Annotated in this window: 17 protein-coding genes and 1 tRNA gene; 16 read left to right on the top strand and 2 right to left on the bottom strand. The window is 68.7% G+C overall.

The features are described 5' to 3' along the window. The first annotated feature begins 26 nt into the window (after window positions 1-26). The 3 genes from C8K36_RS23265 (at window position 27) to C8K36_RS23255 (ending at window position 3,555) form a co-directional block, all read left to right on the top strand. The gene (locus C8K36_RS23265; protein ID WP_258195570.1) at window positions 27-1,265 is read left to right on the top strand and encodes a CoA transferase; all 1,239 of its coding nucleotides are present in this window, start codon (window positions 27-29) and stop codon (window positions 1,263-1,265) included. Continuing rightward, window positions 1,262-2,677, top strand: a complete 1,416-nt coding sequence (locus C8K36_RS23260; protein WP_107987413.1) for an amidohydrolase family protein — start codon at window positions 1,262-1,264, stop codon at window positions 2,675-2,677. The genes C8K36_RS23265 and C8K36_RS23260 overlap by 4 nt, the downstream gene beginning before the upstream one ends. A gap of 125 nt (window positions 2,678-2,802) precedes the next feature. Continuing rightward, window positions 2,803-3,555 (top strand): oxidoreductase, encoded by a 753-nt coding sequence (locus tag C8K36_RS23255; RefSeq protein ID WP_107987412.1) that lies wholly within the window; start codon window positions 2,803-2,805, stop codon window positions 3,553-3,555. Between the two features lie 401 nt (window positions 3,556-3,956). Here C8K36_RS23255 and C8K36_RS23250 read toward each other — a convergent pair whose 3' ends face one another. Continuing rightward, complete coding sequence (locus C8K36_RS23250; protein WP_107987411.1) at window positions 3,957-4,775, bottom strand: HAD family hydrolase; 819 nt, start codon at window positions 4,773-4,775, stop codon at window positions 3,957-3,959. A gap of 399 nt (window positions 4,776-5,174) precedes the next feature. Between C8K36_RS23250 and ssd the strand changes: the two genes are divergently transcribed. From ssd to C8K36_RS23210, 7 genes are read left to right on the top strand one after another with little or no spacing between them, the layout of a single operon-like run. Then, window positions 5,175-6,293 carry a septum site-determining protein Ssd gene (ssd, locus tag C8K36_RS23240; RefSeq protein WP_107987409.1) on the top strand — a complete coding sequence of 373 codons (1,119 nt, stop codon included), beginning with the start codon at window positions 5,175-5,177 and terminating at the stop codon, window positions 6,291-6,293. Then, window positions 6,290-7,468, top strand: coding sequence for a TadA family conjugal transfer-associated ATPase (locus tag C8K36_RS23235; protein ID WP_107987437.1), 1,179 nt, complete (start codon window positions 6,290-6,292; stop codon window positions 7,466-7,468). Before ssd ends, C8K36_RS23235 begins: the two co-directional genes overlap by 4 nt. Continuing rightward, window positions 7,465-8,271 carry a type II secretion system F family protein gene (locus tag C8K36_RS23230; RefSeq protein WP_219910042.1) on the top strand — a complete coding sequence of 269 codons (807 nt, stop codon included), beginning with the start codon at window positions 7,465-7,467 and terminating at the stop codon, window positions 8,269-8,271. Before C8K36_RS23235 ends, C8K36_RS23230 begins: the two co-directional genes overlap by 4 nt. Continuing rightward, the gene (locus tag C8K36_RS23225) at window positions 8,271-8,867 is read left to right on the top strand and encodes a type II secretion system F family protein (protein ID WP_107987408.1); all 597 of its coding nucleotides are present in this window, start codon (window positions 8,271-8,273) and stop codon (window positions 8,865-8,867) included. Before C8K36_RS23230 ends, C8K36_RS23225 begins: the two co-directional genes overlap by 1 nt. A gap of 59 nt (window positions 8,868-8,926) precedes the next feature. After that, window positions 8,927-9,130 (top strand): DUF4244 domain-containing protein, encoded by a 204-nt coding sequence (locus tag C8K36_RS23220; protein ID WP_107987407.1) that lies wholly within the window; start codon window positions 8,927-8,929, stop codon window positions 9,128-9,130. Beyond that, window positions 9,127-9,483: a TadE family type IV pilus minor pilin gene (locus C8K36_RS23215; protein ID WP_107987406.1), complete on the top strand. Its 357-nt coding sequence runs from the start codon at window positions 9,127-9,129 to the stop codon at window positions 9,481-9,483. The genes C8K36_RS23220 and C8K36_RS23215 overlap by 4 nt, the downstream gene beginning before the upstream one ends. Further along, on the top strand, window positions 9,480-9,842 hold the full coding sequence (locus C8K36_RS23210; protein WP_107987405.1) for an Rv3654c family TadE-like protein: 363 nt from the start codon (window positions 9,480-9,482) through the stop codon (window positions 9,840-9,842). The genes C8K36_RS23215 and C8K36_RS23210 overlap by 4 nt, the downstream gene beginning before the upstream one ends. 4 nt (window positions 9,843-9,846) lie before the next feature. Here C8K36_RS23210 and C8K36_RS23205 read toward each other — a convergent pair whose 3' ends face one another. Beyond that, window positions 9,847-12,156, bottom strand: a complete 2,310-nt coding sequence (locus C8K36_RS23205; RefSeq protein ID WP_107987435.1) for a DEAD/DEAH box helicase — start codon at window positions 12,154-12,156, stop codon at window positions 9,847-9,849. 436 nt (window positions 12,157-12,592) lie between these two features. On the opposite strand from C8K36_RS23205, the gene C8K36_RS23200 reads away from it, so the two are divergent. From C8K36_RS23200 to C8K36_RS23175, 6 genes are all read left to right on the top strand, one after another. Next, entirely contained in the window at window positions 12,593-12,796 is a 204-nt protein-coding gene (locus tag C8K36_RS23200) for a cold-shock protein (RefSeq protein WP_005515803.1), read from the top strand. A gap of 226 nt (window positions 12,797-13,022) precedes the next feature. Beyond that, window positions 13,023-13,607 carry a hypothetical protein gene (locus C8K36_RS23195; RefSeq protein ID WP_107987404.1) on the top strand — a complete coding sequence of 195 codons (585 nt, stop codon included), beginning with the start codon at window positions 13,023-13,025 and terminating at the stop codon, window positions 13,605-13,607. A gap of 145 nt (window positions 13,608-13,752) precedes the next feature. Then, window positions 13,753-16,644, top strand: a complete 2,892-nt coding sequence (topA, locus tag C8K36_RS23190) for a type I DNA topoisomerase (protein WP_107987403.1) — start codon at window positions 13,753-13,755, stop codon at window positions 16,642-16,644. Between the two features lie 44 nt (window positions 16,645-16,688). After that, complete coding sequence (locus C8K36_RS23185) at window positions 16,689-17,876, top strand: DNA polymerase III subunit delta' (RefSeq protein WP_107987402.1); 1,188 nt, start codon at window positions 16,689-16,691, stop codon at window positions 17,874-17,876. A 63-nt stretch (window positions 17,877-17,939) separates the two neighbouring features. Further along, window positions 17,940-18,012: transfer RNA gene (locus tag C8K36_RS23180), tRNA-Thr, on the top strand. 336 nt (window positions 18,013-18,348) lie between these two features. After that, the gene (locus C8K36_RS23175; protein ID WP_107987401.1) at window positions 18,349-18,546 is read left to right on the top strand and encodes a hypothetical protein; all 198 of its coding nucleotides are present in this window, start codon (window positions 18,349-18,351) and stop codon (window positions 18,544-18,546) included. The last annotated feature ends 367 nt before the right edge of the window (window positions 18,547-18,913 follow it).

Raw genomic sequence — 18,913 nt, 5'->3', positions numbered from 1 at the left:
GCGGAACACGGCTGCCGGCCGCATCGGTGAGAGACCGCAGGGACCGGATCGGGGACTGGGCCGAGAGCGGCGTGGTGGCCCTGACCGGTCGTGCCGACGGCCCGCCCGTCTTACCGCCGGGTCGGGCGGCCTCGTATGCGCGCGAACTCACCGACTGGATCGCTGCCGCGACTCGTGACACCGCACATCCGGTCCACGTGGATGGTGCCCGACTGCTGTCCGAACGCGCCGCGTACACGGGAGGCGTCCGGGGCGGGTCCGTGTCGGTCGGACGGCACTGTCGACTGCTGCCCACTGCCGACGGTTGGGCTGCGGTCTCGTGCGCCCGTCCGGACGATCCCGTCCTCCTCGGAGCGCTGGTCGGGCACGACGTCGACGACGATCCCTGGCCGTACGTCCGGGCGTGGTTGCTCGAGCACTCCGGTGCGGATCTGCTCGAGCGCGCCGAACTGTTGGGCGTCGCCGCTGCCCCGGTGGTCCGGAAGACGAGCGCCGCAGTGGTCCCGGCCGCCGTCCGTCCCCGCTCGGTGGAGGGGATGCTGGTGGTCGACTTCAGTGCGCTGTGGGCCGGGCCGCTGTGCTCGCATCTGCTCGGTGCCGCCGGGGCCAGGGTGGTCAAGGTAGAGACCCCGAACCGTCCGGACGGGGCCAGATTCGGCAATCGCGACTTCTACGACCTGCTGCACGCCGGCCACGAGTCCGTGGTTCTCGATCCGGCAACGGCCAGTGGGCGCACGGCCATGGCGCGTCTGGTCGCGGCCGCCGATATCGTCGTCGAGGCATCGCGCCCACGCGCGCTGGCGAGGTTCGGGCTCGACGCGCATGCGGCAGCCGCAGCCGGCACCGCGTGGGTGTCGATCACGGCCCGTGGACGTGACAGCGATGCAATCGGTTTCGGCGACGACGTCGCCGCGTCGAGTGGACTCGTCGCTCGCGACGCGGGCGGATGGCCGACGTTCGTCGGTGACGCGATCGCCGATCCGCTCACGGGTCTCACCGCCGCGGTCTGCGCCATGACCGAGCCGCCCACCGGCGGCGGGCAGCTGTGGGAGGTCTCGATGTCCGACGTCGTCGCATCCACCTCGAGTCCGCCCGGCGAGCCGTCGCCTGTGACGTTCCGCCGCCGCGGCCGCTGGATGGTCGCCGCCGAATCCGAGGACGTCGAGATCGCGGCTCCGGCTCGGCGGCCGGGCTCGGCCGGGCATGCGCCCGACTCGGGCCGCGACACCGTCCGGGTGCTGCGCGAGATGGGGATCTCTGCGTGATAGGCGAATTCGTCATCCGCAACGCAGAGGTGGCCGGCCGGCCGGGCCTCGACGTGTGGATCGTCGACGGTCGGGTCGCCGAGATCGGTGTGGGACTTCGGCCTCCGCGCGGAGACACACTCGACGCCCGCGGTGGCGCGGTGCTGCCCGGCCTGGTCGACCACCACCTGCATCTGCACGCGCTGGCGGCGTCGCGGATGTCAGTCCGGTGTGGCCCGCCCGACGTCCGGGGGCCGGACGACCTGGCCCGCGCCCTTTCCGAGGCCGAATCCGAGGACGACGGCGGATGGGTCCGCGGCGTCGGGTACGTCGAGACGGTCGCGGGCCTGCTCGACGCCGCGATGCTCGATCGCCTGCATTCGGCACGGCCCGTTCGCGTTCAGCATCGCAGCGGCGCGTTGTGGATGCTCAACAGTGCGGCGCTGCGCGCCACGGGCCTCGTCGACGTGCGGCATCCCGGGGTCGAACGCGATTCGGAGGGGCAGCCGACCGGGCGTGTGTGGCGCGCCGACGACGCGCTGCGGGAACGACTGCCCTCCGGGAAACCGCCCGGTCTCGCCGGTGTCGGGCGTGATCTCGCACGCCTCGGCGTCACCGCGGTCACGGACGCCACTCCCGATCTGGCTCCCGGATCGCTCGCTGCGCTCATGGCTGATGCCGCGAACGGCCAACTGCCACAGCGTCTCCACCTATTGGGGGTACCGCCCGGCTCCACTCCGGTCCCGGAGCGGGGCACCCGGGTGACCGTGGGGCCGTACAAGATCGTGCTCGCGGACTCCGAGCCGCCGGACCTGGTCGGACTGATGGACACGATCACCCGCGTCCACTCCGAGGGCCGTGCCGTGGCCGTGCACAGCGTGACGCGGGAATCGTTGATGATACTGCTCGCCGCCTTCGACGAGGTCGGGTGCGTGCCGGGGGATCGCATCGAGCACGCTTCGATCGTGCCGGCCGAGGTCGTCGGCGTACTGCGTGAGCGCGGGTTGACGATCGTCACGCAGCCGGGATTCATTGCCGACCGGGGCGACGACTACCGTGCCCGGGTCGACGAGCGGGACCACCCGGACCTGTACCGGTGCCGCAGCCTACTCGATGCCGGAGTGGCCCTGGCGCTTTCGAGTGATGCCCCCTACGGCCCTCTGGATCCGTGGACGGTGATCGCCGCAGCGGTCGGTCGTCGCACCGAGTCCGGTGTCGTGCTCGGCGAGTCCGAGCGGATCGATCCGCCGCGGGCGCTCGAGGCGTACCTCGCCCCACCGGACAACCCTGGTGGTGTGCCGCGGCGCGTCCGCCCGGGGGTGTCTGCCGACCTGGTGGTGCTCGACGTGCCCCTGCGCGAGATGCTCGGATCGCCCGACTCTGCTGCCGTGGGAACGGTTCTCGTGGACGGCCGGGTCGTCTACGCCGGATGAGTGGGCTGCAGCTCCCGGCTCGCGTCGGCGAGGTTCCAGAGGCGACGCGTCGCACGGCACGGGAATTGCCCTCGACGCCGTACCGGGCGGCTTCCGGCTACGCGCAGACGGGTAGCGTCTGACGCGTGACCGATCCCTTGCAGCCGCTGCTGGACCTCCCGGGCGTCGTCGATGCGGCGGACCGCGCGCGTGACGCACTCGGCGAGGTGCATCGGCACCGGACCAATCGTCGGGACTGGCCCAAGACGGCCACCGAAGCGTCCGTCCGCGCTGCTCGCGCGTCCGCATCCATCGACGGCGGATCTACCGAACTGCCTGTGCCGGGAACGGTGGGCGATCCGATCCTGTCCGGGGCGTTGCGGGTCGCACAAGCGCTCGACGGGGAGGCGCTCACGATCATCCTGCAGACGTGGCAACGTGCGCCGTTGCAGGCGCTGGCCCGTCTGCACCTATTGGCAGCCGCCGACCTCGTCGACGACGCTGCGACGCTCGGACGGCCCCGAACGGATCCCGGCGTAGGGGAGCGGCTCGACATGCTGGCGCAACTGGTCACCGGCGGAACGAACGCGCCGGCGCCGGTGGTGGCCGCGATCGTGCACGGTGAACTCCTGGCACTGCGGCCGTTCGGGGTGGCCGACGGCATCGTGGCCCGCGCCGCATCCCGACTGGTTGCCACGTCGACCGGCCTCGACCCGCACAACCTGGGCGTGCCCGAGGTGAGCTGGATGCGCCGCGCGCCGGCGTACCTGGACGGGATCGCCGGATTCGAGTCGGCGACGCCCGAGGGGGTCGGCAGTTGGTTGATCCTGTGCTGCGGCGCACTGGAGGCGGGTGCCCGTGAGGCGATGTCCATCGCCGATGCCGCCGCTGCCGGCTGAGGCGGAAAAGTCGCGCGGCGGGTCGGCGCATACGAAGCGGGTGGTGCCACCGATCTTTGTCGGTGCCGCCACCCGCTAGCACGGACTGCCGGGTTACCAAGCGTGCAAGGTGGGTTGTGTGTCAACGGCCTCGGCGTGGGCTCGGGCGGTGGCGGATCGTCCCGGCAACGTGTGCTGGGTCCTTGCCGTCAGTCATCCGAGTCACGCAAGCCCACAACGCTTCTGCCCTTATAGTGGCTTGTGCTTCGCGTGGGTACCTGGTGCCCGTGCTGGGAAGTCCGTTCGGGGGATCAGTCCTTCTCTTCCGGATCGATCCTGGCTTTCCGGCCTTCCGTAACTCCTTTGTACCCTGTGCTCCGACCCACTTCAAGAGGCAATTTTCCTTTGTGGCAGACGCGGGTTCACCGTTTCCTCCGCCGCATCCCGTAGGTGAACGCGCCGGCCACTGCGGCGGTCGACAGCACCGCTGCTGCGGCGGTGACCGTCGACCGTGAGGGTGCCTGCAATCGGGCACGCAGCGATACCGGATTCGAGAAAGACAATACGGGCCAACCGCTTTCGATGGCGACCCGGCGGAGGCCGCGATCGGGGTTGACGGCGGTCGGGTGTCCGACGGCCTCGAGCATCGGAAGATCGGTCACGGAATCCGAGTACGCATAGCAGCGGGAGAGGTCGTAGCCCTCTCGTGCGGCGAGTTCGCGCATTGCCTCGACCTTGCCGTTGCCGTAGCAGTAGAACCCGAGTTCTCCGGTGTAGCGGCCGTCCTCGACGACCATGCGTGTCGCGCAGCTGTGAGATACGCCGAGGGCGGCGGCGATGGGAGTGACGACCTCCTCGCCCGACGCCGAGACGATCACGACGTCGTGGCCGCGGAGTTTGTGGTCTGCGATGAGGTCCGCGGCCTCCGCGAAGACCAGGGGATCGACGATGTCGTGCAGTGTCTCGGCGACGATGGCCCGGATCTGCTCGACGTCCCAGCCGGCGGTCATGTTCGTCAGGTTGGCGCGCATGCGCTCCATCTGGTCGTGGTCGGCACCCGAGAGGACGAAGAGGAACTGCGCGTAGCTGCTCTGCAGCACCGACCGCCGGGTGATGAGTCCCTGGGCGAAGAACGGCTTGCTGAAGGCGAGGGCGCTGGACTTGGCGATGATCGTCTTGTCCAGGTCGAAGAACGCGGCGACGCGTCCGCGCTGGGTGAGGTCGCTCGGGTCGGCGGTCACCTGACCAAGAATAGGGGAGTGGATGCGGCTTCGGTCGGGTACAGGCTTCCGGACGTTCCCGGCGATCCGGGCGCGTCGGATTGATCGCTGAACTTGCAATCAATCGTGGACGTGGGTGTAGTATTGCTTCTACCTGGACGCGATCCAGGCGTGTTCAGCCCGACCCCCCGGGGCTGAACTCTGACGACCCCCGCCTCCTCCCCCCCTGGCGGGGGTCGTCCCTTTTCTCAGCCCGAATGTTCCGGGCGTCCCCTTCTTTGCAGGCGAGACCCCTTCCAGGGCAACTCCGTCGCGTAAAAGTGGTACGTACGTACGAAAAGTTATCCACAGCCCCCGATTTCGTCCACATTCGTCGGATCGGCCTCCTCGAACGCGCGCCGAGGCCGCAGGCTGACGAGCATGACCACCGAACCCCTCGCCGTGCGGGCCCCGGACAGTCGCGGGGTGCTCGTCGCGACACGAGAGCGCGCCGTGACGGACAGTCTCAGATCTGTCGCCGCTGCTACTGATCAATCGTTTGTCGAGTCGGCGGAGCCGATCGGGCGCAGTGCATGGGTGTCGGCGGATCTGGTGGTGCTCGACGCCTCGGCTGCGCGCGAGTGCGCCGCACGCCTTCCTCGGCGTGACCGAGTGGTCGTCGTCTGTGCGGGCGTACCGACCATCGCGGACTGGCAGGCCGGCGCGGAGGTCGGTGCCGATCGGGTCCTCGGCATCCCGGACGACGAGGATGTTCTTGTCGCCGTCTTCGCCGAACGCGGTACCCGGCAGCAGGCGGGTGGCGCGGTCATAGCCGTTGTTGCGGGCGCCGGCGGTGCCGGGGCGTCGACGATGGCGGCGGCGGTCGCCCTCGAAGCCGCGCGGGTTCGAAAGGCGGAGCGGGCGCCGGGAGTACTGCTGATCGATGCGGATCCGCTGGGGAGTGGACTCGACCTGCTCCTGGGTGTGGAATCGGCACCCGGCTTGCGGTGGTCCGGACTCTCGGTCGAGGGCGGACGGGTGTTCGCGGACGCCCTTCACGCTGCGCTGCCCTCACGAGCGGGTGTAAGTGTTCTCGCGTGTGGCCGCGGCAGCTCCGCCGGAGGTCCGACGTCTGCTGCGGCGGCAGCTGTCTCCGAGGCCGGTCGCCGGGCGGGGAGTCTTGTGGTGTGCGACGTCGCTCGTCATCCCTGCGAGGTCGGTGACAGCCTCGTCGACCTTGCTGATCTGGTAGTGGTGGTGGTTCCGGCCACCGTGCGCGGTGGTGTGGCGTCCGAGCGTGTCCTGTCGTGGATCGGTCGACGAAACCCGCACCGGGGCATCGTGGTTCGCGGCCCGGCGCCGGGCGGTCTGCGTGGCGGTGACCTTGCCGAAACCTTGTCCGTGCCGGTGATCGCGGCCATGCGGCCGGCCCCACGCCTCGATGCTTCGCTCGAACACGGCGGGCTGGACCTGGGGCGTCGTTCGCCGCTTGCTGCCGCGGCACGTGCGGTGCTCGATGTGCTCGACGCGCGTCCCCGACCGGGGCGGTGGGCCGCATGAGCGCGCTGTTCTCGACGGAACTGCTGGACCGTGTGCGGGAGCGCCTCGCCGCCGCGGACGGTGAGCCGACGCCGGCGACCGTTGCCGCCGCCATCCGCTCGGAGTCGGGCGGCGTGCTCGCGGACACGGACCTGTTGGCCGCACTGCGGGTACTCAGGACCGAGCTGACCGGCGCAGGACCACTCGAGGTTCTACTCGAACTGTCGGGGGTTACCGACGTCCTGGTCACCGCACCGGACGAGGTCTGGGTCGATCGGGGTGCGGGGCTCGAACGCACCGATGTGACGTTCGTGGACGAAGCGTCGGTGCGCAGGCTGGCCCAGCGTCTCGCGTTGTCGGCCGGGCGCCGCCTGGACGATGCGCAGCCCTGGGTGGACGGCCGACTCCCCGCAGTCGGCAACGGGGACTTCGGTGTTCGCTTGCACGCCGTCCTCGCGCCGGTCGCGCAGGCCGGGACCTGCCTCTCGCTGCGGGTGCTCCGGCAAGCCACACAAGGTTTCGAGGAGCTCGCGGCGTCAGGTGCGGTGACGCGAGAATCCCGAGATCTTCTCGAGCGAATCATCCTGGCGCGTTTGGCGTTTCTGGTGACGGGTGGCACCGGTGCAGGCAAGACGACGATCTTGGCGGCGCTGCTCGGTCGGGTCGATCCGACCGAGCGGATCGTGTGTGTCGAGGACGCGGCCGAGTTGGCGCCGGCGCACCCGCACGTGGTGCGGTTGGTCGCGAGGGTCCCGAATGTCGAAGGCGTCGGCGAGGTGACTGTCCGCGATCTCGTGCGGCAGTCGTTGCGGATGCGTCCCGACCGCATCGTCGTCGGTGAGGTGCGAGGTGCGGAGGTGGTCGACCTCCTCACGGCGCTCAACACGGGCCACGATGGTGGTGCCGGCACGGTGCACGCCAATTCGCCGCGCGAACTACCGGCAAGGCTCGAGGCACTGGCGGCTCTCGGTGGACTCGACCGGCCCGCGTTGCACAGCCAGTTGTCGGCTGCGGTTCAGGTCGTGCTTCACGTAGAACGTGACGCGCAGGGGCGCCGGCGCCTGGTGGAGATCGCGGTCCTGTGCCGGGATGCGGCGGGGGTGGTCGAGGTGGTGCCTGCGTGGACGCGGCACGGGGGAGAGGGCCCGGCAGGAAAAATTCTGCACGACATGCTGGTTCGGAGAAATGCAGCGTGAGCGCGATCGTGCTCACGCTCGCCGCGGCTCTCCTGATGGTGCCCACTCGCGGGGCAGTCGGGCGACTGCGGTCCGCGCTGCCGCCGAGGTCCGGCGGGACGCCGCCGCGCCCGCCCGTGTGGCGCCGACTCTCGCCGTTCGACGCCGCCTTCGTGGCATGCGTGCCGGTCGCGGTCATCGGGGCGATAGGCCCCGCCTTCGCTGTCGTGGTCGTCGTGGCCACCGTGCGCCGACGTCACCGCCGCGGCGCCGCGGCCCGGTCTCGTGACCGTGAACGGGCGCAGGTGCTGGCCGGCCTCGAAGCCGTGATCGGCGAACTGGGCGTCGGCGCCCACCCTGCGGTCGCGTGCGACGCGGCCGCACAGGACTGTCACGGTGACGCGTCGACGGCGCTGCGAACGGCCGCGGGGCGAGCGCGCCTGGGTGGGTCGGCGGCCGGCGGTCTGTCGCTGCCGGGCAGCGTTGTCGCCGACGAATTGTCGCGACTGGCCGAGGCGTGGTCGGTCGCCGAGTCCCGTGGACTTCCACTTGCCGAACTGCTGCAGGCGGCGCGTTCGGATCTGCAGGGCCGCAGTAGATTCCGGTCACGCGCCGATGCCGGCCTCGCCGGTGCGCGGGCCACCGGTGCGGTGCTGGCGGGGCTCCCGGTGCTGGGGATCGGCCTGGGGCAACTGATGGGAGCGGCACCCGTGCGGGTTCTGGCCGGGGGTGGCCTCGGCAGCGCGTTGCTGGTGGCGGGAACGGTCCTGGTCGCGCTCGGCCTCGCGTGGACCGACCGCATCGTCGACCGAGCGGTGCCGTGATGTGGGTGTCCGCACTGTTGCTGGCGGCGGCGGTGGTGGCCGTGCCGGGCAGCGATCGCATCCGAAGGCGTCTGCGTGTCGGGGGTAGCCCCGAGGTCACGAGCTCCGACGACGGTCGGGCCGCTCCGGGATCGTCTCCCGGCCCGCCGGATCCGCTCGCTGTCGCAGGCACCTTCGACCTGCTGGCCGCCTGCCTGAAGGCAGGTCTGCCCGTGTCTGAGGCGATCGTCGCGGTGGCACGGTCGGCGCCCGAACCGTTGGGGCAGTCGCTCCGGCGAACTGCAGATCGGATCGCGCTCGGTGCGGATCCGGCAACAGCGTGGGACGTCGTGGAGTCGGAGCCTGCCACCGAGGCGCTGGCCCGGATGGCCCGACGGTCCGCGCGTTCGGGTGCAGCTCTGTCGTCGGCGATGGCAGAACTCGCGACCCAGCAGCGAACCGAGGCCGAGGACCGCGCGATCGCCGCCGTGGAGAAGGCCGGCGTGCTGATCGGTGGGCCGTTGGGCCTGTGCTTCCTGCCCGCGTTCGTCTGCCTGGGCATCGTCCCGGTGGTGATCGGGTTGGCCGGTCGAGTGCTCGAGGGTGGGCTGCTGTGAGCGGAACGAAATACCTCGGTGCGGACTCGCCGTGCCGGTAAGGATGAAGGGGGACGACAATGTGGTCGAAGATGTTTCGGGGGATCCAGGCGCGGATCATGCTGGCTTCGACGGGCGACGACGGCATGTCCACGGCCGAATATGCGATCGGCACTATCGCTGCCGCCGCGTTCGGCGCGGTGCTGTACACAGTGGTGACCGGGGATTCTATTGTGTCTGCGTTGACCGGGATCATCGACAAGGCGCTCGCGACGTCGGTGTGACGACGCGCGCCGGTCTTCGTGCGGATGCCGGCGCGGTCACGGTGGAGGCGGCGATCGCTATCGCCTCCATCGTGACGGTCGTCGTGCTCTGTATCGGGGCGATCGCGGCCGTGTCCACGCAGGTGCGCTGCATCGACGCTGCTCGGGAGGCTGCTCGGCTGGCCGCACGGGACGACCGTGCGAACGCGGTCGTCGTGGCCCGCCGGGTCGCCCCGGGCAATGCGGATATCGCGGTCCGCGACGACGGCGAGTTCGTCGTCGCGACGGTCCGTGCCCGGGCGGCGCTGTTCCCTCTCGTCGAACTGTCCGCCGAGGCGGTTGCCGCTCGGGAACCCAGGTCGGAGACCGGATGAGAAGGACGCGACTGCTGCGGGACGAGTCCGGTGGCGCGACAGTGCTTGCGTGCTTCGCCCTGGCCGGACTCGTGGTGGTGACGGCAGCGTTTGCCCACCTCGGCGGTGTCGTCGTCAATCGGCATCGTGCTCAGTCCGCAGCCGATCTCTCGGCCCTCGCTGCCGCGTACGCACTCGGAAGTGGTGACGAATCCGCCTGCGCCGCAGCATCGACCATCGCCCGTCGGATGCGCGTCGAACTTGCTGACTGCTCGGTCGACGGCTGGGAGGTCGTTGTGTCGACGGCGGCTGCGACGAGTTCGGGTGTGTTCCCGATCGGGCCGGCCCGCGCCGTCGCGCGGGCCGGCCCCGTCGAGTGATCCGTCAGACCGCAGGGTTCGGGGACGGTGACACGGCGTCGAGGATCGCGGTCAGGACCCGGACGGCGCCGTCCTTGTCGAGAGGATGGTTGCCGTTGCCGCACTTGGGGGAGTGCACGCACGACGGACATCCGGCCGCGCACTCGCACGACTCGATCGCGTCCCGCGTCGCGCTGAGCCAGCGGACCAGTTCGGCGTGCCCGCGGTCGGCGAACCCGGCTCCGCCCGGGTGTCCGTCGTAGACGAACACGGTCGGCAGTCCGGTGTCCGGGTGCAGCGCGGTCGAGACGCCGCCGATGTCGCCGCGGTCACACGTCGCCACGAGTGGCAGCAGCCCGATGGCGGCGTGCTCGGCGGCGTGCAGGGCGCCGGGGACCCGGTCGGCGCCGATACCGTGTTCCTCGAGCAGTTCCGGGGTGATCGTGTACATCACGGCGCGGGTGCGCAGGGTCTGCGCGGGCATGTCGAGCTCCACCGAATCGAGTACCTCGCCCGACGAGAGCCGTCTCAGGTAGCCCACCACCTGATGCGTCACCTCGACCTGCACCAGCGCGACGCCGACATCTCCGTACGGCTTGTGTTCGGCGATGTCGGCGATCGCGATGTCGGTCGTCTCGCGGGCGGACGTCGTCCAGTCGGGTTCCTCGGGATGGACGAGGGCGAGGCCCTCCTCGAGGTCGAGATGGTCGACGACGAACGATTCCCCTTGATGGATGTGGACGGCGCCCGGATGGGCGGTCGCCGGCGCGCGGCCGGCATCCACCGTGCCCAGGAGTCGGCCGGACTCGCCGTCGACGATCGCGACCTGCTTGCCGATGCCGCCCCGGATGTCGAGTGAGCTGTGCGGATCCGATTCGGCGGTCACGAACCAGCCGTGCGCGCGACGTCGAATGAGGCCCTGTTCCGCCAACTCGGTCAGTACGTCGATCGCGCCGAAGTCCGCCACTTCGGCGTCGGTCAGGGGCAGTTCGAGCGCCGCGCAGAGCAGTTGCGGTCCGAGCACATACGGATTCGTCGGGTCGGTGACGGTTGCCTCGACGGGGCGGTCGAGCAGTGCTGAGGGATGGTGCACGAGATACGTGTCGAGTGGGTCGTCGCGCGCGACGAGCACGACAAGAGAGCCCTCGCCCCGCCGACCGGAGCGTCCGGCCTGTTGCCAGAACGACGCGATGGTCCCGGGAAAGCCGGCTACGACGACGGCGTCCAGGCCGGCGATGTCGACTCCGAGTTCCAGGGCATTGGTGGTCGCGACGCCGAGGAGTCGACCGTCGCCGAGGGCGGCCTCGAGCTCGCGGCGATCCTCGGCGAGGTATCCGGCGCGGTACGCGGCGACCCGGTCGGCCAGATCGGGATCTACCTCGGACAGCGCGCGTCGTGCGCCGATCGCGGTGAGTTCGGCGCCCCGTCGGGACCGGACGAAGGTCAAGGTACGGGCGCCCTCGACCAGCAGGTCTGCCATGATGCGCGACGCCTCCGAGGCCGCCGGCCGCCGGACCGGGGCCCCGTTCTCTCCCGTGACCGAGGTGAGCAACGGGGGTTCCCACAGCGCGATCGTGCGGGGGCCGTGTGGTGAGCCGTCCTCGGTGACCTGCGCGCACGGGGCCCCGATCAGTCGGGATGCGGCCGCGCCTGGGTCGGCCGTGGTGGCGCTGGCGAGCACGAAGACCGGGTGTGCGCCGTAACGCGCAGCGATGCGGCGCAGTCGCCGCAGCACCAACGCGACGTTGGATCCGAACACGCCGCGATACGAATGACATTCGTCGACCACGACGTAGCGGAGGTTGCGCAGCACGTGCGCCCACCGCTGGTGTGATCTCAGGATCCCGAGGTGCAGCATGTCGGGGTTGGTGAAGATCCAGCGTGAGTTCGACCGGGCCCACTGCCGGAGCTCGGTCGAGGTGTCGCCGTCGAAGGCGCTCGGGTGGATCGACCGCAGCACCGGTTCGGATTCTGTGAGGGTCACGGCCGCACGGAGTTGGTCGGCGCCCAGCGCCTTGGTCGGCGAGAGGTACAGCGCGGTACCTCGGGAGTCGCCCGCGAGGTCGGTGAGGACGGGAAGCTGATAGGCCAGCGACTTACCTGACGCGGTTCCCGTCGAGACCACGACGTGTTCCCCTGCCGCCGCGATCGACGCGGCCGCGGCCTGGTGGCTCCACGGTCGCGGGACTCCGGCCGATTCGAGTGCGCGCACGACCGCCGGGTCCGCCCATTCCGGCCATTCGGAGTAGCTCGACACGCGGGGTGGTAGTTCCGCGGTGAAGGTGAGCGGGCGCTCGCCTGCCGGGGTACCCGCCAGAATTCGATCGAGAAGCATCCCTCCGTACGTGTCGTCGCCGATTTCGTCGGCGCGCCGAGGGTAGGGCGGGGGATTCACGGGGGCCTCTCGGAAAATGTCGTCGGTGCGTGCACTGGGTGTCGGTTACGCGTTGGACCTGCGGTTTTCATCCTATCTGCGACCGGGGTCGAATATCGGCGAGGGGTGTACCGGGGAGTAGTCGAAGTGGCACTCCGTGCAAGATCATCTATTTGCAGTTTTTGTTCGTCTTTCGACTGTTGCGGGCGGGTCGGACGTGGTTGACTATGACCTGGTCGCAGCTTCTGTGTTCGTTTACACGCCCGCAGGATCGATGTTGCGAGCGCGGTGCTTGTGCGTTCCTGAGGGGGAATCGAGAAAGTACAGCGGTCGGAACCGGCCCGGTGGACCGGATGTGCTGTCCATCGAATCCGGTGTAAGAAAGAGAAGGAAAAGCATGGCACAGGGCACTGTGAAGTGGTTTAACGCGGAAAAGGGCTTCGGCTTCATCGCTCCCGAGGACGGCTCCGCTGACGTCTTCGTCCACTACTCCGAGATTCAGGGCAGCGGTTTCCGCACCCTGGAAGAGAACCAGCGCGTCGAGTTCGAGGTCGGCCAGGGCACCAAGGGCCCGCAGGCCACCGGCGTTCGCGCTATCTGATTCGTTCTTGACGAACGACAGAACTGAACGACAGGCAAAACAGGCCGCTAGGGCCATTGTCTGAGTAGTCCCCCGCTGCCCATTCTCGGCAGTGGGGGACTACTGCGTTCGAGACCTGTGCCGTTGTCCGCGGACTATTCGCGCCGAATCGGTTCGCTACGTAAACGCGCCCATTCAGATGCGCGATCCACGCGAACAACGCGAACGGGTGGCCTAGTGTCCACTTGTGGCCCAGCTTTCGTTCTTCTCCGCCGAGTCGGTGCCCCCTGCGGTCACCGACCTCGGTGGGTTACTGGCGGCCCAGGGGCAGGTGGTCTCGTCGAGGGACGGCGCGCGGGTGTCCGTCGTCGTCGACAGCCTCTGGCGCGCCGATGCCATCGCTGCGTTGATGAACGAGGCAGAGCTCGACGCCGAGATCGGCAGGTCCGAGGAGGGACGGCCACTCGTCCGCACCGCGCCGGTGCCCCATTTGGCCGATCTTGCCGCCCGATGGACGCGGGGTGCGGTCAAGTCGGTTCCTGCGGGGTGGATTCCCGGCGCGCGGGAACAGCGAGCGTGGGTGCTGGCGGCCGGTCGGGTGGAAGCGGACGGTCAGCGCTATCTACTCGGCCTGGATCCGCATGCGCCCGATACCCATGTCGTCCTGGCGCAGTCGCTCATGCGAGCCGGCGTCGCGCCGACGATTGTCGGAATCAGGGGATCCGCGCCGGGATTGCGTATTTCCGGGAGAAGGCGGCTGATGCACCTGGCGGAGAACATCGGCGAGCCACCCGACGATCCGGACGCTCGCCGCAACTGGCCGCACATTTGAGCGAACGGACGGGGACGGATCTACGTCTTCGGCTTCCCGGTGTGACACCCTGTTACTGACCGGACCCGGTATAACGGGGACGGAGACGAGATTCGCATCAGGTGCTGCGGCAGCACTGATCGAGCAGGAAAGGTGCGGACAACAGGTGGCATCACGGGAGAAGAGCACGGCGGACGGAGCGTCCGGCACGCGCCGCCTCGTCATCGTCGAGTCACCGACGAAGGCCAAGAAGATCGCGCCCTACCTCGGCAAGAACTATGTCGTGGAGGCATCGGTCGGCCATATCCGTGACCTGCCGCGAGGTGCGGCGGACGTACCCGCGAAGTACAAGGGCGAGCCGTGGGCCCGTCTCGGCGTCAATGTCGATCACGACTTCGAGCCGCTGTACGTCGTCAGCCCGGAGAAGAAGTCGAAGGTCACCGAGCTCAAGAGCCTCCTCAAGGACGCCGACGAGCTGTACCTCGCGACCGACCCCGACCGCGAGGGCGAGGCCATCGCCTGGCATCTCCTCGAGACGCTCAAGCCCAAGATCCCGGTCCGCCGGATGGTGTTCCACGAGATCACCGAGCCCGCGATCCGCGCGGCCGCCGAGGACACCCGCGATCTCGACAACGATCTGGTCGACGCGCAGGAGACCCGCCGCATCCTCGATCGCCTCTACGGCTACGAGGTCAGCCCGGTCCTGTGGAAGAAGGTCATGCCGAGGCTGTCGGCGGGCCGCGTGCAGTCCGTCGCGACGCGCGTCATCGTGCAGCGCGAGCGTGAGCGGATGGCCTTCCGCTCGGCGGAGTACTGGGACATCTCGGCCACGCTCGACGCCGGCGCCTCTGCCAGCCCCCGCGCCTTCGGTGCACGTCTCGTCTCGGTCGACGGCTCCCGCGTCGCGGCCGGCCGCGATTTCGGACCCGACGGCCTCCTCAAGTCCACCGGCGTCACCGTGTTGGACGAGGCACACGCCCGTCGTCTCGCCGACGCGCTCGAAGGTGTCGACCTCGTCGTCTCGTCCGCCGAGGACAAGCCGTACACGCGCAAGCCTTACGCGCCGTTCATGACGTCCACGTTGCAGCAGGAGGCCGCGCGCAAGCTGCGCTTCTCGTCGGAGCGGACGATGCGCGTCGCGCAGCGCTTGTACGAGAACGGTTACATCACGTACATGCGTACCGACTCGACGACGCTGTCGCAGTCGGCCATCACCGCAGCACGTGCCCAGGCCACCGAGTTGTACGGCGCCGAGTACGTCAATGCCACCCCGCGCCAGTACACGCGCAAGGTCAAGAATGCGCAGGAAGCACACGAGGCGATCCGCCCCGCGGGCGATGTCTTCCAGACGCCCGGCCAGCTGCATTCGCGACTCGAGCACGACGAGTACCGCCTGTACGAGCTGATTTGGCAGCGCACCGTCGCATCGCAGATGGCCGACGCGCGCGGCACCACGCTCACGTTGCGCATCACCGGCACCGCCGGCACGGGCGAGGAGTGCACGTTCTCGTCGTCCGGTCGCACCATCACGTTCGCGGGCTTCCTCAAGGCGTACGTCGAGAGCGTCGACGAGGAGGCCGGCGGCCAGTCCGATGACGCCGAGTCGCGCCTCCCGGCGCTGTCTCAGGGTCAAGGCGTGACCGCCACCAAGCTCGATCCGGACGGTCACACGACCAACCCGCCCGCCCGCTATACCGAGGCGAGCCTCATCAAGACCCTCGAAGAACTCGGGATCGGTCGCCCGTCGACGTACTCGTCGATCATCAAGACCATCCTCGACCGCGGCTACGTCTACAAGCGCGGCAGCGCGCTCGTCCCGTCCTGGGTCGCGTTCGCGGTCATCGGACTGCTCGAGACTCACTTCGGTCGGCTCGTCGACTTCGACTTCACTGCTGCGATGGAAGACGATCTCGATGAGATCGCCGGTGGTCGCGAGCAGCGTGGCAACTGGCTGTCGAGCTTCTACTTCGGTGACACGGCCGCGGCGGACGATTCGATCGCGCGTGCCGGTGGTCTCAAGAAGATGGTCGGCGAGAACCTCGAAGACATCGACGCTCGCGAGATCAACTCGATCCGTCTGTTCGATGACGCCGAGGGTCGTGAGGTCCATGTGCGCGTCGGACGCTTCGGGCCGTACCTCGAGCGGATGGTCCAGAACCCCGACGATCCCGACGGGGATCTCGTCTCGCAGCGTGCGAACCTGCCCGACGACTTGCCGCCGGATGAGCTCACTCCGGAGTACGCGGAGAAGTTGTTCGCGACCCCGCAGGAGGGACGGAAGCTCGGCGTCGACCCACTGACCGGGCACGAGATCGTTGCGAAGGAAGGCCGGTTCGGCCCGTACGTCACCGAGATCCTTCCCGAGCCGGCTCCCGAGCCCACACCGGACATCGTCCCGGTCGAGACTGCGGCTGACGGTACGACCAAGACGAAGGCACCCGCCAAGAAGGCTCCCGCGAAGAAGGCCGCGAAGAAGGCTGCCGGTCCGAAGCCGCGCACCGGCTCGCTGCTCAAGTCGATGGACCTGGAGACCGTGACGCTGGAGGACGCGCTCAAGCTGCTCTCGCTGCCGCGTGTCGTCGGTGTCGATCCGGAGTCGAAGGAAGAGATCACCGCGCAGAACGGCCGTTACGGCCCGTATCTGAAGAAGGGCACCGACTCCCGTTCCCTGGAGAACGAGGATCAGATGTTCACCGTGACCCTCGAGGACGCGCTGAAGATCTACGCCGAGCCCAAGCGGCGTGGACGGCAGGCTTCGGCTGCGGCAGCGCTGCGTGAACTCGGCAACGATGCCGCCACGGGAAAGCCGATGGTCATCAAGGACGGACGATTCGGCCCCTATGTCACCGATGGTGAGACCAACGCGAGCCTGCGCAAGGGCGACGAGGTCGAGTCCATCACCGACGAGCGTGCTTCCGAACTGCTCGCCGATCGCCGTGCCCGCGGACCGGTGAAGAAGAAGGCTGCCGCGAAGAAGGCTCCGGCCAAGAAGGCTGCGGCGAAGAAGACCGCTGCCAAGAAGGCTCCGGCCAAGAAGGCTGCGGCGAAGAAGTCGTGAGCGGCCGCGCCGTGGTTGTCGGCATCGACCGTTAGGCTCGGCGCGTGGCGGGTGTATTCGATCGACTGGTCGGCCAGGAGTACGTCGAGGCCGAGCTGACGGCTGCCGCGACCGCCGCCCGCGGCGGCAATGCGGGTTCACGGATGACGCACTCGTGGCTGTTCACCGGTCCCCCCGGGTCGGGCCGTTCGGTCGCGGCACTGTGTTTCGCCGCGGCGCTGCAGTGCACATCCGACGGCGCCCCCGGCTGCGGGGAATGCCAGGCCTGCAAGACGACCATGGCCGGCACCCACGGTGATGTCCGCAGGGTGGTGCCCGAGGGACTGAGTATCAGTGTCAGCGAGATGCGCGGCATCGTGCAGACCGCATCGCGGCGGCCCAGTACCGGTCGATGGCAGGTAGTGGTCGTCGAGGACGCCGACCGTCTCACCGAGGGCGCAGCCAATGCATTGCTCAAGGTCGTCGAGGAACCGCCGGAGCGGACGGTGTTCCTTTTGTGTGCTCCTTCGGTGGACCCCCAGGACATCTCGGTGACTCTGCGTTCGCGGTGTCGGCACGTTCCGTTGGTGACGCCGACGGTGGAAGCGATTGCACAGGTCTTGCAGGAGCGTGACCACTTGGATGCCGACACCGCAGCTTGGGCGGCGTCGGTCTGTGGCGGACATGTCGGACGGGCTCGGCGCCTCGCTCGAGACGAGGACGCCAGAGCACGACGCAAGCGCGCGCTCGAGTTCGCACACGCGGCGCTGCGACCGGGCACCGCGTACGCGGCGGCGGAGGACTTGGTGCGGGCGGCGGAACTCGAGGCCAAGGCGCTGACGGCCGAGCGCGACGAGCGTGAGACCGAGGAGATGAGGACGGCCCTCGGTGCCGGCGGCACCGGTAAAGGTGCGGCAGGCGCACTACGCGGATCGGCGGGAGTGCTCAAGGACCTCGAACGACGTCAGAAGTCGCGTGCGACCCGAACCGGACGCGATTCGCTCGATCGCGCCTTGATCGACCTGGCCGGCCTCTACCGTGATGCGCTGGCCTACTCCTTCGGGTCGTCCGCGACACCGAACCATCCGGACATGGCCGAACACGCGGCGGAACTGTCTGGGCGGACGTCCCGTGAGGGACTGTTGCGGTGCATCGAGGCGATCCTCGACTGTCGAGAGGCACTCGATCAGAACGTCAAGCCCAAGTTCGCGGTCGACGCACTTGTCGCCCGCCTGGGCGCGCAGTTCAGGTAGACCGACGCCCGATTTGCATTAGGGCCGGGGGTTCGCGCTAGACTCGCACGCGCCGAAAGGCACGCTGCCTTAGCTCAGTCGGTAGAGCATTTCACTCGTAATGAAAAGGTCGCGAGTTCGATTCTCGCAGGCAGCTCCGCAAGGGCCCCTCACCTGGGAAACCAGGTGAGGGGCCCTTCGGCATTCCGGGGCCTGCTCACTGCGCTTCGCAGTGTGGCGAGACGTGGGTCGCCAGCCGTCGGCGAGGGAGGGCCGGCTAGGGGACGATGGACAGTGCAGCCGGCGGATACGCGGCCGGCCCTCCCCGGGAAGGAGGTGGTCGGTCGTGTGGATGGAGATCTTCTGGCTGATCCTCCTCATAGGCGCGTTGGTGACGTTGATACCGGTAGCGAGGAGGACGTTCCGTCGATCCGACGACGACTCGTGACGAAAGGCCTCGACAGGTCGGCGCGCGAGACGGCATGCTCGGGAGGTGAGCGATTCGCTGAAGGCCCGCGTTCGCGAGAAACTCCTGCGCCAGCTGTCCGAGAACGGGGGGCACCCCGTGGAAGAAGTCGAGAGCGATGATCCGCGCCTGGTCGCGATCGACTCGGACCTGGCAGCCCTCGACGAGGTGGCGGAGAACGACCCGCTCGTCGAGGCGTTGGCGACCAAGTACTGGGTTCCTTGACTCTGTAGTCGCCAGGGCGGACCGTGGGACGCACTTTCAGGCGATCCATGTGGCTCGACCAGGCGATTTGGCATTCTTCGGACGGTTCGCGTAACTTATTCCAAGTCAGAGCGACACGGACACCGACCCGGACGCGATCTTCACAGGTCAGCGAGGGAAAACGAGGTTGTACGGGGAGCGCCTGATACTCCTGGAAGTTGCTTTTCTTCTCTCGTGTAGGGTTGTGGAGCGCCTTCGGGTGGCCGAGAAAGTGCCGGATTTGCTTCCGGTGCGGGATCGGGTTAGGCTGGAACGGTTGCCCCGGAGTGAGAAATCTTAGGGTTTCGAGTGATGGTGTGCGCGTGTTCTTTGAGAACTCAACAGTGTG

It is taken from the genome of Rhodococcus sp. OK519 (genome assembly GCF_003051005.1).
In the GTDB taxonomy this organism is placed as follows: domain Bacteria; phylum Actinomycetota; class Actinomycetes; order Mycobacteriales; family Mycobacteriaceae; genus Prescottella.
The sequence above is the reverse complement of the archived record's forward strand: the minus strand, read 5'-3'. Positions and strand labels throughout refer to the sequence as shown.

Excerpts from the sequence above, each read along its gene's own strand:
- ssd (WP_107987409.1), top strand. The coding sequence starts at position 5,175 with ATGACCACCGAACCCCTCGCCGTGCGGGCCCCGGACAGTCGCGGGGTG.
- C8K36_RS23235 (WP_107987437.1), top strand. The coding sequence starts at position 6,290 with ATGAGCGCGCTGTTCTCGACGGAACTGCTGGACCGTGTGCGGGAGCGC.
- C8K36_RS23225 (WP_107987408.1), top strand. The coding sequence starts at position 8,271 with ATGTGGGTGTCCGCACTGTTGCTGGCGGCGGCGGTGGTGGCCGTGCCG.
- C8K36_RS23220 (WP_107987407.1), top strand. The coding sequence starts at position 8,927 with ATGTGGTCGAAGATGTTTCGGGGGATCCAGGCGCGGATCATGCTGGCT.
- C8K36_RS23210 (WP_107987405.1), top strand. The coding sequence starts at position 9,480 with ATGAGAAGGACGCGACTGCTGCGGGACGAGTCCGGTGGCGCGACAGTG.
- C8K36_RS23205 (WP_107987435.1), bottom strand. The coding sequence starts at position 12,156 with ATGCTTCTCGATCGAATTCTGGCGGGTACCCCGGCAGGCGAGCGCCCG.
- C8K36_RS23200 (WP_005515803.1), top strand. The coding sequence starts at position 12,593 with ATGGCACAGGGCACTGTGAAGTGGTTTAACGCGGAAAAGGGCTTCGGC.